The 15,485-nt window shown below is 69.2% G+C and carries 17 protein-coding genes; 7 read left to right on the top strand and 10 right to left on the bottom strand.

Features of this window, described 5'->3' with window-relative positions:
- Positions 1-19 precede the first annotated feature (19 nt).
- From AC1DP9_RS08145 to AC1DP9_RS08135, 3 genes are read right to left on the bottom strand one after another with little or no spacing between them, the layout of a single operon-like run.
- Positions 20-961 (bottom strand): MlaD family protein, encoded by a 942-nt coding sequence (locus tag AC1DP9_RS08145; RefSeq protein ID WP_177219855.1) that lies wholly within the window; start codon positions 959-961, stop codon positions 20-22.
- The gene (locus AC1DP9_RS08140) at positions 961-1,803 is read right to left on the bottom strand and encodes an ABC transporter ATP-binding protein (protein ID WP_092291271.1); all 843 of its coding nucleotides are present in this window, start codon (positions 1,801-1,803) and stop codon (positions 961-963) included. Before AC1DP9_RS08140 ends, AC1DP9_RS08145 begins: the two co-directional genes overlap by 1 nt.
- Positions 1,800-2,930, bottom strand: a complete 1,131-nt coding sequence (locus AC1DP9_RS08135; RefSeq protein WP_092291273.1) for an MlaE family ABC transporter permease — start codon at positions 2,928-2,930, stop codon at positions 1,800-1,802. Before AC1DP9_RS08135 ends, AC1DP9_RS08140 begins: the two co-directional genes overlap by 4 nt.
- Before the next feature lie 198 nt (positions 2,931-3,128).
- Between AC1DP9_RS08135 and AC1DP9_RS08130 the strand changes: the two genes are divergently transcribed.
- Genes AC1DP9_RS08130 through AC1DP9_RS08120 form a run of 3 tightly spaced genes read left to right on the top strand, consistent with a single transcriptional unit; the run spans position 3,129 to position 5,734 of the window.
- Positions 3,129-4,037 carry a biotin--[acetyl-CoA-carboxylase] ligase gene (locus AC1DP9_RS08130; RefSeq protein ID WP_477107017.1) on the top strand — a complete coding sequence of 303 codons (909 nt, stop codon included), beginning with the start codon at positions 3,129-3,131 and terminating at the stop codon, positions 4,035-4,037.
- Positions 4,034-4,864, top strand: a complete 831-nt coding sequence (locus AC1DP9_RS08125; protein WP_477107016.1) for a type III pantothenate kinase — start codon at positions 4,034-4,036, stop codon at positions 4,862-4,864. Before AC1DP9_RS08130 ends, AC1DP9_RS08125 begins: the two co-directional genes overlap by 4 nt.
- Positions 4,865-4,909: 45 nt before the next feature.
- Positions 4,910-5,734, top strand: coding sequence for an SPOR domain-containing protein (locus AC1DP9_RS08120; RefSeq protein WP_477107015.1), 825 nt, complete (start codon positions 4,910-4,912; stop codon positions 5,732-5,734).
- 13 nt (positions 5,735-5,747) lie between these two features.
- Here the strand turns inward: AC1DP9_RS08120 and rfaE2 are convergent, their stop codons facing one another.
- The 6 genes from rfaE2 to AC1DP9_RS08090 form a co-directional block, all read right to left on the bottom strand.
- On the bottom strand, positions 5,748-6,242 hold the full coding sequence (rfaE2, locus tag AC1DP9_RS08115; RefSeq protein WP_211944262.1) for a D-glycero-beta-D-manno-heptose 1-phosphate adenylyltransferase: 495 nt from the start codon (positions 6,240-6,242) through the stop codon (positions 5,748-5,750).
- Positions 6,243-6,264: 22 nt separating this feature from the next.
- The gene (locus tag AC1DP9_RS08110) at positions 6,265-7,119 is read right to left on the bottom strand and encodes a ferritin family protein (protein ID WP_092291283.1); all 855 of its coding nucleotides are present in this window, start codon (positions 7,117-7,119) and stop codon (positions 6,265-6,267) included.
- 217 nt (positions 7,120-7,336) lie between these two features.
- Complete coding sequence (locus tag AC1DP9_RS08105) at positions 7,337-8,527, bottom strand: patatin-like phospholipase family protein (RefSeq protein ID WP_477107092.1); 1,191 nt, start codon at positions 8,525-8,527, stop codon at positions 7,337-7,339.
- A 70-nt stretch (positions 8,528-8,597) separates the two neighbouring features.
- Positions 8,598-9,470, bottom strand: a complete 873-nt coding sequence (locus AC1DP9_RS08100; protein ID WP_477107014.1) for a PhaM family polyhydroxyalkanoate granule multifunctional regulatory protein — start codon at positions 9,468-9,470, stop codon at positions 8,598-8,600.
- Between the two features lie 59 nt (positions 9,471-9,529).
- Positions 9,530-10,369 (bottom strand): enoyl-CoA hydratase/isomerase family protein, encoded by an 840-nt coding sequence (locus tag AC1DP9_RS08095; RefSeq protein ID WP_477107013.1) that lies wholly within the window; start codon positions 10,367-10,369, stop codon positions 9,530-9,532.
- Positions 10,370-10,457: 88 nt separating this feature from the next.
- Positions 10,458-11,438 carry a fumarylacetoacetate hydrolase family protein gene (locus tag AC1DP9_RS08090; RefSeq protein ID WP_092291289.1) on the bottom strand — a complete coding sequence of 327 codons (981 nt, stop codon included), beginning with the start codon at positions 11,436-11,438 and terminating at the stop codon, positions 10,458-10,460.
- 114 nt (positions 11,439-11,552) lie between these two features.
- On the opposite strand from AC1DP9_RS08090, the gene AC1DP9_RS08085 reads away from it, so the two are divergent.
- The 4 genes from AC1DP9_RS08085 to AC1DP9_RS08070 all read left to right on the top strand — a co-directional run bounded on the left by AC1DP9_RS08085 (position 11,553) and on the right by AC1DP9_RS08070 (position 14,835).
- Entirely contained in the window at positions 11,553-12,425 is an 873-nt protein-coding gene (locus AC1DP9_RS08085) for an IclR family transcriptional regulator (RefSeq protein ID WP_092291291.1), read from the top strand.
- A gap of 40 nt (positions 12,426-12,465) precedes the next feature.
- A complete protein-coding gene (locus AC1DP9_RS08080) occupies positions 12,466-13,470 on the top strand; it encodes a DUF3108 domain-containing protein (protein WP_477107012.1) in 1,005 nt (334 codons plus the stop codon).
- Between the two features lie 36 nt (positions 13,471-13,506).
- A complete protein-coding gene (gene pcaD, locus AC1DP9_RS08075; RefSeq protein WP_477107011.1) occupies positions 13,507-14,337 on the top strand; it encodes a 3-oxoadipate enol-lactonase in 831 nt (276 codons plus the stop codon).
- A gap of 240 nt (positions 14,338-14,577) precedes the next feature.
- A complete protein-coding gene (locus AC1DP9_RS08070) occupies positions 14,578-14,835 on the top strand; it encodes a BTH_I0359 family protein (RefSeq protein ID WP_092291295.1) in 258 nt (85 codons plus the stop codon).
- 84 nt (positions 14,836-14,919) lie between these two features.
- Here the strand turns inward: AC1DP9_RS08070 and AC1DP9_RS08065 are convergent, their stop codons facing one another.
- Positions 14,920-15,312, bottom strand: a complete 393-nt coding sequence (locus AC1DP9_RS08065) for a rhodanese-like domain-containing protein (protein ID WP_092291297.1) — start codon at positions 15,310-15,312, stop codon at positions 14,920-14,922.
- Positions 15,313-15,485 lie beyond the last annotated feature (173 nt).

The raw sequence follows: 15,485 nt of genomic DNA, 5'->3' as shown, positions 1-15,485 counted from the left end.
GCAGGGCGATGGTCGATGATCATGGCGCGCTGAACCCCGCTTCGCCCGGGCCCGGCGTGGGCGAGGGGCCGCCGAACAGCACGCTGCTGGGCCGGTCGTTGAAGGTGCCGGCGGCGCGGTCGATGGTGCGCGCGGTCTGGCGGGCGTCGCGCGCCAGGCCGTTCAGTTGCGGCAGGGTTTCCTCGCTCAGGATGCCGGCGGCCGACTGCACCGAGTCCGCCGCGCCCTGGAGGTTGGTGCCCACGCCGTTGACCGTGCGCAAGACCGTGCCGTTGGGGCTGGCCAGCTCGTCCGCCAGGCGCCGCGTGGAGACCAGCGTGGCGTTGAGGTTATCCACCGCCTGCGGCAGCTTGGCGGCGGCCGGCTGGAGCGAGGCGGACAGCTTCGAGTAATCCTCGGCCGTCTTGTGCACGGAGCGGATGGCGGCCATCAGCTCGTCGCGGTTGGTGGTCTGGAACATCTCGTTGAGCGAGGACATCAGCGTCTCGGTCTGCGTCAGCAGCGAGTCGCCGCGCTTCTCCAGTTCCTCGAAGAAGCCCGGCCGCATGGCGATGCGCGCCGGCGCCCGTGCCGAGGTGGGCAGCGGCGGCGACGCCTTGTCGTTGCCGGCCTCGCGCGCGGTGTCATCGAGCTGCACGTAGGCGATCCCGGTCACGCCCTGGAAGCCCAGCGTGGCGTAGGTCGTGCGGGTGATCGGCGTGTCCTGGTTCACGCTGATGCGCACGATGATCTGCCCCGGCACCTGCGGATCGAACTTGATCGACACCACCTTGCCCACGTCGAGCCCCCGATACTTCACATCGGCCTGCGGCCCGAGGCCATTCACCGTGGAGCGGGTGATGAGGTCGTACGGCACGCGCACCGCGTGGTCGGAACTGAACCAGAACAGCGAGAACAGCACCAGCACGGCCAGTCCGATGGTGAAAACGCCGGCAAGGAAGGCGTTCGACTTGTTTTCCATCAGGTGTCTCCGGAAGGGGGGCGCGGCGCGTCGGGCCGGGTCGGGGCCGGCAGGGCCTGCAACGCGCGCTGGGCGCGGTCGCCCAGGAAGTATTCGCGAATGAAGGGGTGGTCCACCTTCACCAGTTCGGGGATCGGGGCGGCGGCCAGCACCTTGCGGTCGGCCAGCACGGCCACGCGGTCGGACAGTGCCACCAGGGTGTCGAGGTCGTGGGTGATCATCACCACGGTCAGGCCCAGCTCGCGCCGCAGTTCGCGGATCAGATCCACGTAGTCGTCGGACGCCATCGGGTCCAGGCCGGCCGTGGGCTCGTCAAGGAACACCAGTTCCGGCTCCAGCGCCAGCGCGCGGGCCAGCGCCACGCGCTTGACCATGCCGCCGGAGAGGTCGGCCGGCATCTTGTCGGCGTCCTTGGCGGACAGCCCCACCAGTTGCAGCTTGAGCAGCGAGGCCTGGCAGATCAGGTTGTCCGGCAGCGCGCGCAGCTCGCGCATGGGCAGCGCGATGTTGTCGATGACCGACAACGCCGAGAACAGCGCCCCGCGCTGGAACTGGAGCCCCCAGCGGTTGCGCAGCGCCTGCAGCTGCGCCGGCTTGAGCTTGGCGGGGCTTTCGCCGAAGACCTTGATGGTCCCCGACGTGGGCCGCTCCAGCCCCACGATCTGCCGCAGCAGCACGGTCTTGCCCGTGCCGGAGCCGCCCACGATGGACAGCACCTCGCCGCGATAGACATCGAGGTTGAGATGGTCATGCACCACGTTGTCGCCGTAGCGCTTGACCAGGTCGCGCACCTCGATGATCGCCTCGCGGCGGGCGGGGGAGGGATTGGCCGGATGGTTCATAGGCCTACGTCCTTGAACAGGATGGCGAAGATGGCGTCGGCGATGATGACTACGGTGATCGACGTGACCACCGAGGCTGTCGTGCCTTCGCCCAGGCTCTGCGTGTTCGGCCGGATGCGCAGGCCGAAGTGGCAGGCCGTCAGCGCAATCAGCATGCCGAACACCACGCCCTTGCCCAGCCCGAGCCAGAGGTTGGCCACCGGCACGGCCTCGGGCAGCTGGCGCAGGAAGAACGCGTAGCTGATGCCGAGCTGGAACTGCGCGGCGGTCATGCCGCCGAGCAGCGCCATCAGGTCGGTCCAGGCCACCAGCAGCGGCATGGCCACAGCCAGCGCGATCACGCGCGGCATGATCAGCCGGAAGCCGTGCGAGATGCCCATCACCCGCATCGCATCGAGTTCCTCGGTCACGCGCATCACGCCGATCTGCGCGGTGATGGCGGACCCGGAGCGCCCGGCGATCAGGATGGCGGCCAGCACCGGCCCCAGCTCCCGGATCACGGCCATGCCCAGGATATTGACGATGAACGTGCTGGCGCCGAAGGTGCGCAGCTGGTTGGCCGACAGGTAGGACAGCACGATGCCGATCAGGAAGCCCACCAGCGCCGTGATGCCCAGCGCCTTGTATCCCACGTTATAGACGTTGGCCGAAATCTCGCGCCATGGCCCCCGGTGCGGCGCGCGGGCGAAGCGCAGCAGGTCGAAGGTGAGCTGGCCGAGCATGGTCACCCCGATGGCGAACTGGGCGAAGAACGACAGCAGGCTCGCGCCGAGGATGGTGACCGGGTTGAAGCGATCCACCATGCGCTTCTTCCAGCCGTCGCGGCGCAGCGCGGCGATGCGGTCGAACACGCGGCGCTGGCCGTCGTTGAGTTCGACGTTCGCCGGCATCTTGCTGTTCCAGGCCTGCCAGATCAGTTGCGCGCCGATATGGTCGAGCCGGTTCACCCCGGCCAGCGACCACGCGGCGTGCTGGGGCGCCTCGGTCAATTCGTGCAACTGCGCGCGCAGCCCACGGGCTTCGTGGCAGCCGGCGAGCGCGAGTGCGGTCCAGTCCCCCTGCAGCGCGATGCTGCAGGCTCCGTCCTGGCGCGAAATCTCGATGGCCGGCGTCGATGGGCGATCCAAGGGTGAATCCAAAGGGGGGCGGCGATGTGATGGGGGAGTCTCGATTCTATGCTACCGGCCGTGACGTGGCGACCGGGCATCCTCTGACACGGCCACGCGGGGCTGTCCGACAGCCACGGGATCGGGCCAATCCGGCCAAATCGGGCGACGCGGCTACAATCGCGGCTAACTGCCCCAAGCCACCCTGACCCGCCCCGCATGATCGCGCCTCCCGACCGCTCCCACCCCAGCATTCCCAGCCTTGCCGACGATGCCGCCGCGCTGCCCGCGTGGCGCATCGACGCCGCCGCGCTGCGCGCCGCGCTGGACACCGGCCCCGCGCGCGGCTGGACCGTGGAAGTGGTGGAGGAAACCGGCTCGACCAACGCCGACCTGACCCAGGCCTGCCGCAGCGCCGGCTGGGTGGAGGGCTGGGTGGAGGGGGACGAGCGCGCGCAGGTGCGCGTGGCCTATCGCCAGACCGCCGGGCGCGGCCGTCAGGGCCGGCCCTGGCAGGGGCAGGCGGGGCTGACCTTCTCGGTGGCCATGCCGCTGGCGCTGCCGCCGGCCCGCCTGAGTGGCCTGAGCCTGGCCGTGGGACTGGCGCTGGCGGAGGCGCTCGAGGACGTGAACCCCGCGCTCGGCACCCGCGTGGGCCTGAAATGGCCCAACGACCTCCAGATCGACGGCCGCAAGCTGGCCGGCATCCTGATCGAATCGGTGCCGGCGCGGCCCGGCGCGCTCTGGGCGGTGATCGGCATCGGCCTGAACCTGGTGCGCGATGCCCGTATGGAAGCCGCGCTGGGCCGCCCGCTGGCCGGCGTGGCCGAGGCGCTGCCGGGCTTCGACCCCGCCCACCATCCCACCGAGATCCTCGGCGCGGTGCTGAACCGGCTGGCGGCGATGCGCGGCGTGTTCCTGGCCGAAGGCTTCGCGCCGATGGCGGCCCGCTGGTCCACGCGCGATGCCTTCCGCGACGAGCCGGTGCGGCTGCTGCACGACGGCACGCTGCTGGCCGAGGGCCTCGCCCGGGGCGTGGACGGCGACGGCCACCTGCTGCTGGAGACGGCGGACGGGCTGCAACGGATCGCCAGCGGCGAGGTGTCCTTGCGCGGAGCGGCGGCATGAGCGCGCGCCTGCTGATAGATATCGGCAATACCCGGCTCAAGTGGGCGTGGAGCACGGACGACACCGACGCGGCCGCGCCGGCCGGCACCCTGCCCACCCCGTGGCGCCACGCGGGCGCCGCCACGCATGCCGCGCCGGCGGAACTGGCGGCGCTGGTCGGCACATGGCGGGGGCTGGCGGATGGCGGCGTGCCGTCGGTCTGGATCGCCAATGTGGCCGGGGCGGCGATTGGCAAGGCAGTGGCGGCGACGCTGGCCGACGCCTTCGGGGCCGCCCCCACGCTGCAATGGGTACGCACCACGGCCGCCCACGGCGACCTCGTCAACGGCTACCGCGAGCCCACGCAGCTGGGCGTGGACCGCTGGGTCGGCAGCATCGGCGCGCATCGCTGGCTGCCCGGCGAGACGCTGCTGATCGTCACGGCCGGCACGGCCACCACGCTGGACATCGTCACCACGCAGGGCGATGGCGGGGCACGCTTCGAGGGCGGGCTGATCCTGCCCGGGGTGGCGCTGATGCTCGGCTCGCTGGCCCGCAACACGGCCCAACTGCCGGCGCTCGACGTGCTCGACACCGGCGCGGGCGCCGCGCGGGCGGTGCGAGCGTTGGGCGCTGACAACACTCACGACGCCATTGCCGCCGGCTGTCTGGCCGCCCAGGCTGGCGCCGTGGAGCGCTCCTGGCGGGCGCTGGCCGAACGCGGGCCGGTGCGCTGCCTGCTTTCGGGCGGGGCGCGACAGGCGCTCTCCGGCGCACTCGCGATGCCGTTCGAGATGCACGATAATCTCGTGCTGCTTGGACTGCACGCGATGGCCACCGGGGCCTGAGGCAGCCGCCAGGCGATCTTGCATCGCCCAACCGAACCGTCTTCCATGTCCCAGAAAGGCCCGACCGCCCTGCTGCTGATCCTGCTGCTCGTCAACGCGCTGCTGCTGGCCGCCGTGCTGGGCGGGTTCGGCCCGGACCCGCTGGCTGGCTGGATGGAAAGCCCGCGCGAGCCGCAGCGGGTGTCCCAGCAGGTGCGCGGCGAGCGGATGCGGCTTGAGCCGCCTGCCGATACCGCCACCGTACGCCCGGCCCCGGGCGCTCCGGCAGGCTCCCCGCGCGGCGCGCTGACGCCCACCCCCGCCGGCACGGTCTCGCTGGCCGTGGCCCAGCCGGCCCCGCGCGCCGATGCCTGCTTCGAGATCGGCGGTTTCTCGGCCCAGACCGTGGCGCGGGCGCGTGAAGACCTCGCCGCCATCGCCGCCGGGGCTTCGCTGCCGGTGCAGCAGTTCGAGCGGACCGAACAGGTGCGCTGGTGGGTCCACCTGCCGACCCAGCCCACGCGCGAGAACGCCGACCGCAAGCTGGCGGAGCTGAAGCGCCGCAAGGTGACCGATGTGTCCGTGGTGAGCAACGAGGACGATGAGGCGTCGTCGGCGTCTTATACCGTGTCGCTGGGGCTGTTCCGGGAGCGCGAGCGTGCCGACCGCTTCCTCGAATCGCTGCGCGCCCAGGGCGTGCGCACGGCGCTGATTACGGACGCGCCGCGGCCGGTAGCGCGCCAATGGCTGCGCGTGACGTCCTCGGACGATGCGGTGCGGGCAAGAATGGATGAAGTGCGCCTGCGGTATGGCGCGGAGTCGCTCCAGGCGTGCCGCGCCGGCACGCAGGCGCGCGGCGCGAAGCAGCCCGGATCTGGCGCCGAAGGTTGAACAGCGAGGCTGATCAGCCCTGCTGGCGCACCTTGGTCAGCAGCTTGGTGGTGGAGCGGTCGTGCAGGAAGGGGATGGCGTAGGCCTGGCCGCCCCAGCTACGGACGAGGCGGGTTTCCTCGAGGGTGTCGATGTCGTAGTCGCCGCCCTTCACATAGATGTCGGGGCGCACCAGGCGGATCAGCTCCACTGGCGTCTTTTCGCGGAACATCGCCACCAGATCGACCGAGGCCAGCGCTGCGAGCAGCGCCATGCGGTCCGACTCATGGTTCAGCGGGCGGTCATCGCCCTTGCCCAGCATCTTCACCGAACCGTCGCTATTCACGCCCACGATCAGCGCCGCGCCCAGCTCGCGCGCCTGCGCGAGGTAGGTGGCGTGGCCACGGTGCATGATGTCGAACACGCCGTTGGTGAAGACCAGCGGGCGCGGCAGGGCGGCCACGGCGGCGCGCAGCGCGGCCGCGTCGTCAGCGGGAACGAGCTTCGATTCGAAAGCGGGAGCGGTCATTGAACGGCGTGGGTCGCGGGGATCAGGCCGGTTGCTGGCCTGCTGCCACGAGGCTGGCGTTCAGTTCCTTGCGGTAGCGGTTCAGTTCCTGCACGGTGTCGAACGTGCGTTCGAACAGCAGCGACATGTTGTGCAGGATGCGCTCGATCACCTTCTTTTCCCACACTTCGTCGAAGCGGATCTGCTCGTCGAGCCAGTGCTCGAGCCAGTCCGGGTCCGGCAGGCGGGACTGCACGGTGTCGTTGGGGAACAACGCCTTGTTCACGTGCAGATTGGTCGGGTGGAGCGGCTTTTCCGTGCGGCGGGCCGAAGCCATCAGCACGCCGATCTTGGCGAAGGCGGCGCGCGCGGAGTCGCCGAACTGCGCCAGGTATTTCTTCATATAGCGCAGGTAGGCGCCGCCATGGCGGGCTTCGTCCTGCGACAGCGTGCGGTAGATGTGCTTGATCACCGGCTCGGTGTGCCATTCGGCAGCACGGCGATACCAGTGGTTCAGGCGGATCTCGCCGCAGAAGTGCAGCATGAGTGTCTCCAGCGGCGGGGCCGGATCGAACTCGAAGCGCACGGCATGCAGTTCTTCTTCCGTCGGCACGAGGTCCGGGCGGAAGCGGCGCAGGTACTCCATCAGCACCAGCGAGTGCTTCTGTTCCTCGAAGAACCAGATGCTCATGAACGCCGAAAAGTCGGAATCGTGGCGGTTATCGCGCAGGAACATCTCCGTGGCCGGCAGGGCGGACCATTCGGTGATGGCATTCATGCGGATGGTCTTCGCCTGGTCGTCTGTCAGCAGGCTGGGGTCGAAGGAATCCCAGGGGATGTCCTTGTCCATGTGCCAGCGGACCGATTCCAATGATTTGAACAGTTCGGGGTAGAGCATGGTAAGCCTTTGAAATTACGGGCGGATTCTACCAGATGGGAATTATTCTCGAATCTTTTCTCTAGTTCCTTTTTAGTGCGATTACTAGGGATTGCAACAGACGTTGCCCTTTTCTTGCGCTGTGCCGGCTGAGGAACCAGCGGGGCTGGCCCCAGGAAAGTGGACGAATTGCGACCTGAGAGGCCGAAAAGCGACGCCGGGACGGCTGCTCAGGGGGCTAGTAGGGCGTCAGCGCGGGATCGGTGGCGCGCGCGGTGGCGTGGCCGGTTTCGGGCACCACGCCATAGAGGAAGGCCGCGATGGCGTCCGCCTCCGCTGCGGCATCGCGCTCGCCCAGCGCCAGCAGGGCCTGGGTGAATTCGGGCTCGAACAGCAGGTAGCTCGCGAACGCGGCGCCGCGCGCCTCGGTACCGCCGAGCGGGGCGAGCATCGCGCGCACCGTACGCGGCAGCCGGTGCACATGCTGGGCGGCGATGGACTCGATCGGTTCGCTCGGAGAAATCGTCATGACTTCCACCGGGCGCCAGCCGTCGGTATCGCCGGCGGCCTCGGGCATGCGCGCGAGCAGCCGGTTGATGTGCATCAGCCGTTCGATATCGGCCTGCAGGCCATCGAGGAAGATGCTGGCCAGCGCCTGCCCGCCCACCTGCGCGAGCGACGGATAGCCGCCGGCCGGCACGGTATCGAACCAGCCCGGCCGCGGGCGCGACGCCGCGCCGATGGCCAGGATGCGCGACGCGCCGAGGTGGATGGCCGGCGAAAGCGGTGACATCTGGCGCATCGTGCCGTCGCCGAACCACTCGTGATGGCCTTCGATCTCGAGCGGCACGGCCGGGAACAGGAACGGAATCGACGAGGAAGCGAGCAGGTGGTCCACGCCGATCGGCGCTTCCACGGCCAGCCGCTGGTTGCGCTGCCACGGGTGGATGCGCCGGTGCGACTGGTAGAACGTGACATGGCGGCCGGTGCTGTACGACAGCGCGGTCACGGCGAAGGCCTGGAGCACGCCGGCGTCCAGGCTGGCCTGCACGCGGCCGGGTTCGAACAACTCGGTCAGGAAGCTGTCGAGCGGGGCGCTGTCGAACAGCGCGCGCGGGGCCTGGCGGGTGATCCAGCCGAACGCCAGCGACGAGAGCCAGCGCGCGCCCGAGGCGCCCACGCCCAGCACGCCGGTGCGATAGACGTCATCGGCATGAATGCCGTGCCAGAGCGCGGCGAGGCGGTCGGTGGCGGCCTGGAAGTCCGCGGCGCCCACCGCCATGCCGGCGCCGTTGATCGCCCCGGCCGAGGTGCCGGTGACGATGCCGAACGGCAACGGGCAATGCCCGAGCCCATGCCGCGTGGCGATGCGGGCGATGCCGGCCAGTACGCCGGCCTGGTAGGCCGCCCGCGCGCCGCCGCCCATCATGACCAGCGCCGTGCGCTGGCGCTGGCTGGCGCGGAGGGCCGGGTCGGCGTGCGTGACGCTCACAGGCGGCTCACTCGACGCTGTCCTTGGGGGTGCCCGGCGCGGCGGGTGCCTTCGCGGCGGGCTTTTTGGTCGACGGCTTTTTCGTGGCGGACGTCTTGGTGGCAGCCTTCTTCGCGGCGGGCTTCTTCGCCGCCGCGCGCTTGGCCGCCGGCTTCGGGCTTGCCTTGCCGTTCGGGGCGGGATTGTCCCGTGCGGCGGGCGCCACGCCCTCCGCGCCCGGGGCGGCCATTCCGCCCATGCCACCCATCGCGCCGAATCCGCCCAGGTTGCCGAACGGCGCTGCGGTGGCCGCCGTCGCACTGCCGGCGATCTGGCTGAACTGTTGCTGGAGCAGGTCCCACCACAGGCTCGCGTTGGGCGGCAGTGGGGCGGGACCGGCGGATTCGGGCGATGGGGCGGCTTCGGGTTCCTCGCCCTCGGCAGCTCCGGCGGTCACTTCAGGCGGCGCGTCGAAGTCCTCGTCGTCCTCGGCATTGGCCGCGTCGGCTTCCGCTTCGGAGACGGTCTCGGAGGCGGGGGACGGACGGAACGGGTGCGGCGGCGAGGTGCTCGGCGCGTTGGCCGCGCGCGCCACGTTCTCCATCGCGGTCTGCATGGCTTCCGGGGAGAGCGCGTTGCCGAAGGTTTGCAAGGCCACCAGCGTGGCGCGCTGTACCTCCAGCCCCTGGATGGTGGTGCGCAGCAGGCTCGCGTTCAGTTGCAGCCAGCCTTCCACAGCCTTCAGGTCGTGGATGCGCTTGTCGACCTCGTCGAGATCCATCGGCGGGGTCATCGCGCTCAGGCCGGGCATCATGCCGCCGCCCGGCAGGCTGCCGCCGGCGCTCCAGATGCGGCGCAGGAATTCGAAGCCATTGGTGAAATCGGGGATCTGTCCGAACATGGTCGCGCGCTCTCCGTGGGGTGGCCGCCAGGGCCGATCATTCCACCTTGGCTGGCCGGTTACTGGAATTCAGGCGGCCGCTTCTGGCGCAGGCTCGCCATGCCTTCATGTACGTCGGGGCCGCCAAAGCCCATGAATTCGAGTGCCAGCGAGGTATCGAACGCCGGGCCGGCCATGCGCAGCCAGTTGTTCAGCGCGTACTTGGTCCAGCGGATGGCCGTCTGGGACCCCGTCGCGAGCCGGTTGGCCACCTCGAACGCCTTGGCCACCAGCTGGTCTTCGTCCACTGCCAGCGATACCAGCCCGATGCGCTCGGCCTCCTCGCCGCTGAGCGACTCGCACAGCATCAGATAGTACTTGGCCTTGGCCATTCCGCACAGCAACGGCCACACGATGGCGGCATGATCGCCCGCCGCCACCCCGAGCCGGGTATGGCCGTCGACGATCCGCGCGGTCTTGGCGGCAATCGAGATGTCGGCCAGCAGCCCCGCCACCAGCCCGGCGCCCACGGCCGGGCCGTGCATGGCCGAGACGATGGGTTTGTCGCAATTGATGACGTTGTAGACCAGATCGCGCGCTTCATGCCAGACCCGCGTGCGGGTGGCGAAGTCGTTGGCCATCTCCTCGACCAGGGACAGGTCGCCGCCAGCCGAGAAGCCGCGCCCTTCGCCCCGGATGATGGCGACGCGGATGTCCGGATCGGCGGAAATGTCGCGCCAGATCTCGGCCAGCTCGCGGTGCATGCGGGCGTCGGCGGTGGCCAGCTTCTGGTTGGCGGACTGCGCCGCGCCCATGATGACCTCGAGCACGGGGCCGTGGCGGCGCAGCGTCAGGGACGCGTAGCGCGCCAGGCGCGGGGAGAGGGTGGTGTCCGGGGTTTCGGGGGTCTCTGCGGTCATGGGGCGGCTTCCGTGGCAAGGGAGGGTTCCGCCGGCATGGGATCAATTGTCCGACCGGTCGGTCGGACAATTATAGGCACATTGCGCGTCAGCGCGGCGCCACGAGCTGGTCGATGGCGCCGAAGATCGACTGGCCCTGGGCGTCGAGCATCTCGATGCGCACCGCATCGCCATATTTCATGAACGCGGTGACCGGCTGGCCGCCCTCGATGGTCTCGATCATGCGTTGCTCGGCGATGCAGCAGTAGCCCTTGCTGCGGTCCACGTTCGAGATCGTGCCGGAGCCGACGATGCTGCCCGCGCGCACGTTCCGCGTCTTGCAGATGTGCGCGATGAGCTGGCCGAAGTCGAACACCATGTCGGTGCCGCAGTCGGGCGCGCCCACCTTCTTGCTGTTCCAGTGCACGGTCAGCGGCCGGTGCACCTTGCGGTCGTGCCAGGCTTCGCCCAGTTCGTCCGGCGTGATGGCCACCGGCGAGAACGCCGTGGCCGGCTTGCTCTGGAAGAAGCCGAAGCCCTTGCCCAGCTCGGCCGGAATCAGGTTGCGCAGCGAGACATCGTTGGCCAGCATCACCAGGCGGATGCCTTCGCCGGCCTGCTCGGGCGTGGCGCCCATGCGCACGTCGCCGGTAATCACGGCCACCTCGGCTTCGAAGTCGATGCCGAACGCCTCGCTGGCGCAGACGATGTCGTCCTGCGGGCCGAGGAAGTCGTCCGAGCCGCCCTGGTACATCAGCGGATCGGTCCAGAACTCGGGCGGCATCTCGGCGCCCCGGGCCTTGCGCACCAGTTCCACATGGTTGACGTAGGCCGAGCCGTCGGCCCACTGGTAGGCGCGCGGCAGCGGCGCCATGCAGTCCTTCGGCTGGAACGGGAACGGGTGGCGGGCGCGGCCGGCGTTCAGGGCGTCGTAGAGGTCCTGGAGCTGGGGGGCGTGGAAAGCCCAGTCGTCGAGCGCGCGCTGCAGCGTGCCGGCGATGTCGGTGGCGAAGTGCGCGGTCTTGAGGTCGCGGGAGACGACCACGAGCTGGCCGTCGCGCGAACCGTCCTTCAGGGTTGCGAGTTTCATGGGGTGCGGGCAATCGTCGATATGCGGTGGCCGGTAGTCTACCGGACCCGGGGCCGCCGGGCCGCCGGCTGCCGTATAGAATGGCCGGCAACGCCGCTTCCACCTTCGCCCCGCATGACCGCACCCGACGATTCCCGCCTCGATGACGCCGCCGATCCTTCCAATGAGGACGATGGCAAGCGCGCGGGCATCCAGTCGATCGAGGTCGGCTTCCGGCTGCTCCAGGCGCTGGCGGCCTCGCCGCGCGCGATGATGCTGCGCGACCTGGCCGCCGCCGCCGACATGCCGCCGGCCAAGGCCCACCGGTACCTGGTGAGCTTCCAGCGCCTTGGCGCGGTGGCGCAGGACGCCGTGAGCGGGCGCTACGACCTCGGGCCGTTCGCGCTGCAACTGGGTCTGGCGGGGCTGAACCGGCTCGATCCGGTGCGCAAGGCGCGGCCGGTGCTGTCCCAGTTGCGCGACGAGATCGACCAGACCGTCGGCATCGCCGTGTGGGGCAACCACGGGCCGACCATCGTCCATTGGGAAGAATCGAGCCATCCGGTCAGCGTGAGCCTGCGGCTGGGCGATGTCATGCCGATGCTGAACTCGGCCACGGGGCGGCTGTATGGCGCCTACCTGTCGCGGCGCCAGACGCTGCCGCTGATCGAACGGGAATTCGCCACGCGCGGCGCCACGCCGCTGCCGGACATGCCCGCCTCGCTGGCCGACTACGACGCGATCTGCGCCGAAGTGCGCGCCCAGGGCGCGGCGCGCACGCGCGGCGGCGTGCTGCCGGGCATCAACGCGATCTCGCTGCCGGTGTTCGATGCCAACGGGCATTTGTCGATGGCGCTGATTGTGCTCGGCGCGCAGCGCGTATTCGATGCAGAATGGGGCGGTTCGGTGGACCGCCGCGTGCGGGACATCGCCCGACAGATCTCTTCGGAACTCGGATACCTTGGCGCAAGCCACTCGGCCGGACCCGCCGGCCACCCCTCGCGATAGCACGAAGCCACGCAGGCGACTCAGGCGGCGCTGGGTCGCGGTGATCGCGGTCGTGGTGTGCGTGGTGATTGCGCACCTGCTGGTGCTGCTCGGGCTGCTGCGCATGCCGTTGCCGGGCTTGCCCGAGATCAGCATTCCGCCATCGATGGAGGCGGTGCTGCTGCCGCCGCCCGCGCCGCCTGCCCCGGCCCCGCGCCCCCGGCCCCGCCCGGTGCCCAAGACCCAGCCTGCCCCGCAGCCCCAGCCCGCGCCGGCCGAGCCCCAGGCGGCGCCGGACCTGGCCACGACGCCGTCCGGCGAGACCGGCGCCGTGACCGGCACCGGCGGGGAGGGTGCCGCGCCAGCCGGCGCCACCGCCACCGCCGCGCCGGCCCCCCCGGCCCCGCCCGCGCCGGCATCGCCCCAGTACAGCCCGCCGCCCTCGGCCACCATGCATTACTCGAGCTACGTCAACGGCGTGCAGAACCCGGACGGCCTGATCCGCTGGGAGCAGGACGGCGGCCACTACCGGCTGGTGGTGGAGACGCGCGTGCTGTGGTTCCGCTTCGTGTTCCAGAGCGCCGGCCAGATGGGGCCGGGCGGGCTGACCCCGCTGCGCTACGAGGAAGCCCGCCGCAGCAAGAAGGAAGTGGCGCGCTTCGACCCGGCCGCCGGGCAAATCGTGTTTGAAACGCGTGGCGGCCAGGTGCCGATGCCGCAGAACTTCCAGGACCGCTTCAGCGTGTTCCTGCAACTGGTCGGATGGGTCGCCGCCGACCCCCAGCGCTATGCCGCGCCGGGCGTGACGGACACCTTCAATGTGGCCGATACCCGCGAGGTGGAGCCGATGCAGGTGCAATACGTGGGCGAGGAGACCATCGAGATCGGCGTGCACGGCATGGTCACGACGAAGCACTTCGTGCGCCTGCCACGGCATCCGGGCGATAAACGGCGCGTGGAAGTGTGGTTGGCGCCGGCGCTGAAATGGCTGCCGGCGCGTCTCCGTCAGACGGAACCCGATGGCACACAGATTGATCTCGTCTATCGTAGTACTGAGGGACGATGAGAATGATTCGTGCTGTGACACCCCGGAGACCGACATATGGCTGACACGACCCCCCGACGCATACGCACTGGCGACGTGGACCTGCAGGTCCGCATTGATGGTTCGGACGGCCCGTGGGTGGTCTTGGCGCACGCGTTAGGGGCGAATCTGTCGCTCTGGGACGACACGGTGCAGCATCTGGCGCCCCGTTATCGCATACTGAGGTACGACCTGCGCGGCCATGGCGGCAGCGACGCCCCGATCGGGTCTTATACGATGGCGCGGCTGGCCGATGACGTGGCCGCGCTGATGGACGCCCTCGAGATACCGCAGGCGCATTTCTGCGGGGTGTCGGTGGGCGGCATGATCGGGCAGACGCTCGGCGTGCGGCATGCGGAGCGGCTGCTGTCGCTGACGCTGGTCGACACGCACGACCATACGCCGATGACGGCGCACCCGATGTGGGCCAACCGCATCGGCCAGGCCGAGGCCCATGGCATGGCGGGCATGGTCAACGCCACGCTGGAGCGGTGGTTGACGGCCGGATTCCGGGAAGCGCATCCGGAGCCGGTCGAGAGGATCCGCAGGATGCTCCTGGGGACGCCGGTGGAAGGCTACGTCGGGGTGGCGCAAGCCATCGTGGCCTTCGACCTCTCGGAGGCCATCGGCCGGATTCATTGCCCCACGTTGGTGATCGTGGGCGAAAACGACGAGGGTGCGCCCGTTTCGATGGCGCAATCCATTGCCAGCAAGATCCACGGTGCGAAGCTCGAGATATTGCCCGAGGCCGCGCACTTGCCGTTCCTGGAACAGCCGGAACGCTTTTTCGCGGTGTTCGATGCGTTCCTCGGCAATGCGGCATGCGGCGGTCAATGCGACGTGCCGTAGTAATGGACTGAAAGATTTTGGAATACAGAACTGCTCGGCGCTCAAGAAACTTGCGTGCGGCGCCGATGCCCAACCTAGGAGGGCAGCAATTGCACGCAAGGTTTCGTCCGGCAGCAGAACTTGAATTACGGACGACTACCCTCAGCTTGGAGGTGAAATCGCGGCATTCACGCCGGTTTACGCCGGAAACCGCAATAATCAGCGGGATTGTCGCCAACCATGACGCCAGGAGGTAGCGCAATGCAAATGATCTACAACAGCGACAATTACTGCATTGTCGAGTTTGGAGCAGATGTCGAGCATGCGCCCCTTGCCTCGGGCGGCTACGAAATCGTCGACAAGAACCTGAAACGCGAAATTTTCCTCGGTGGCCATATGGCCGAGACCTTCCGCGCCGACGTGACGCGTCTGATCGAGAGCGAGCCATCCGTGGAAGAGGTGGATGAATTCCTCGGCAAGTTCGATACGGTGATGAACAACCCGCTGGTCATGCACTGATCCCGGCACCGTCTGCCCTACCGCGATACGACGACGCCCGCGCAAGCGGGCGTTTTTCATGGTGGGCGCGGGCCAGCGGCGTTGTCAATACTGCTCCCACGGCAGCCCGTCGTGGCGCCAGCCATTCAGGGTATTGCGATGCCGCTGCGGGTCCAGGTCGCCCTCGAAGCCGTGCAGGACGTTGTACACCGTGGTGAAGCCAGCGCCTTCCAGCGCACGCGCCGCCGCCGTGGAGCGGTTGCCGCTGCGGCAGATCAGCAGTACCGGGCGGGCCGAGGCATGGCCGGCCAGTTTCTTCACCGCCTGGACGAAATGCGGGTTCACCTCCCAGTCCGGCCCATCGTTCCAGGGCACGTTGTGGGCGCCCTGCGGATGGCCGACGAACAGGTATTCCATCTCGCTGCGGCAGTCGATGAACAGCGCATCGGGGGCGTTGTCGAGCAGGGCGCGGGCGTCGGCGGGACTCAGGTGTTGCATGCGGATGGCCGGTTGGGGCGGGTTGGGAACATGTGCGGTGGCGATTACGTCTCCCAGTGTAGGCCGCCACGCCCGGCACTGACAACCCGGGTGCGGCGCGGATTAGCGGGGTTTCCGATGTCCTTTCTGCCCGCAATGCCTTGATCACCCTGATAAAATCCCGCTCTTACCCA

The sequence above is a fragment of the Cupriavidus sp. 01L43 genome (assembly GCF_056399925.1).
Note: the sequence above shows the minus strand (reverse complement) of the source record. Positions and strands in the feature narration are given on the sequence as shown.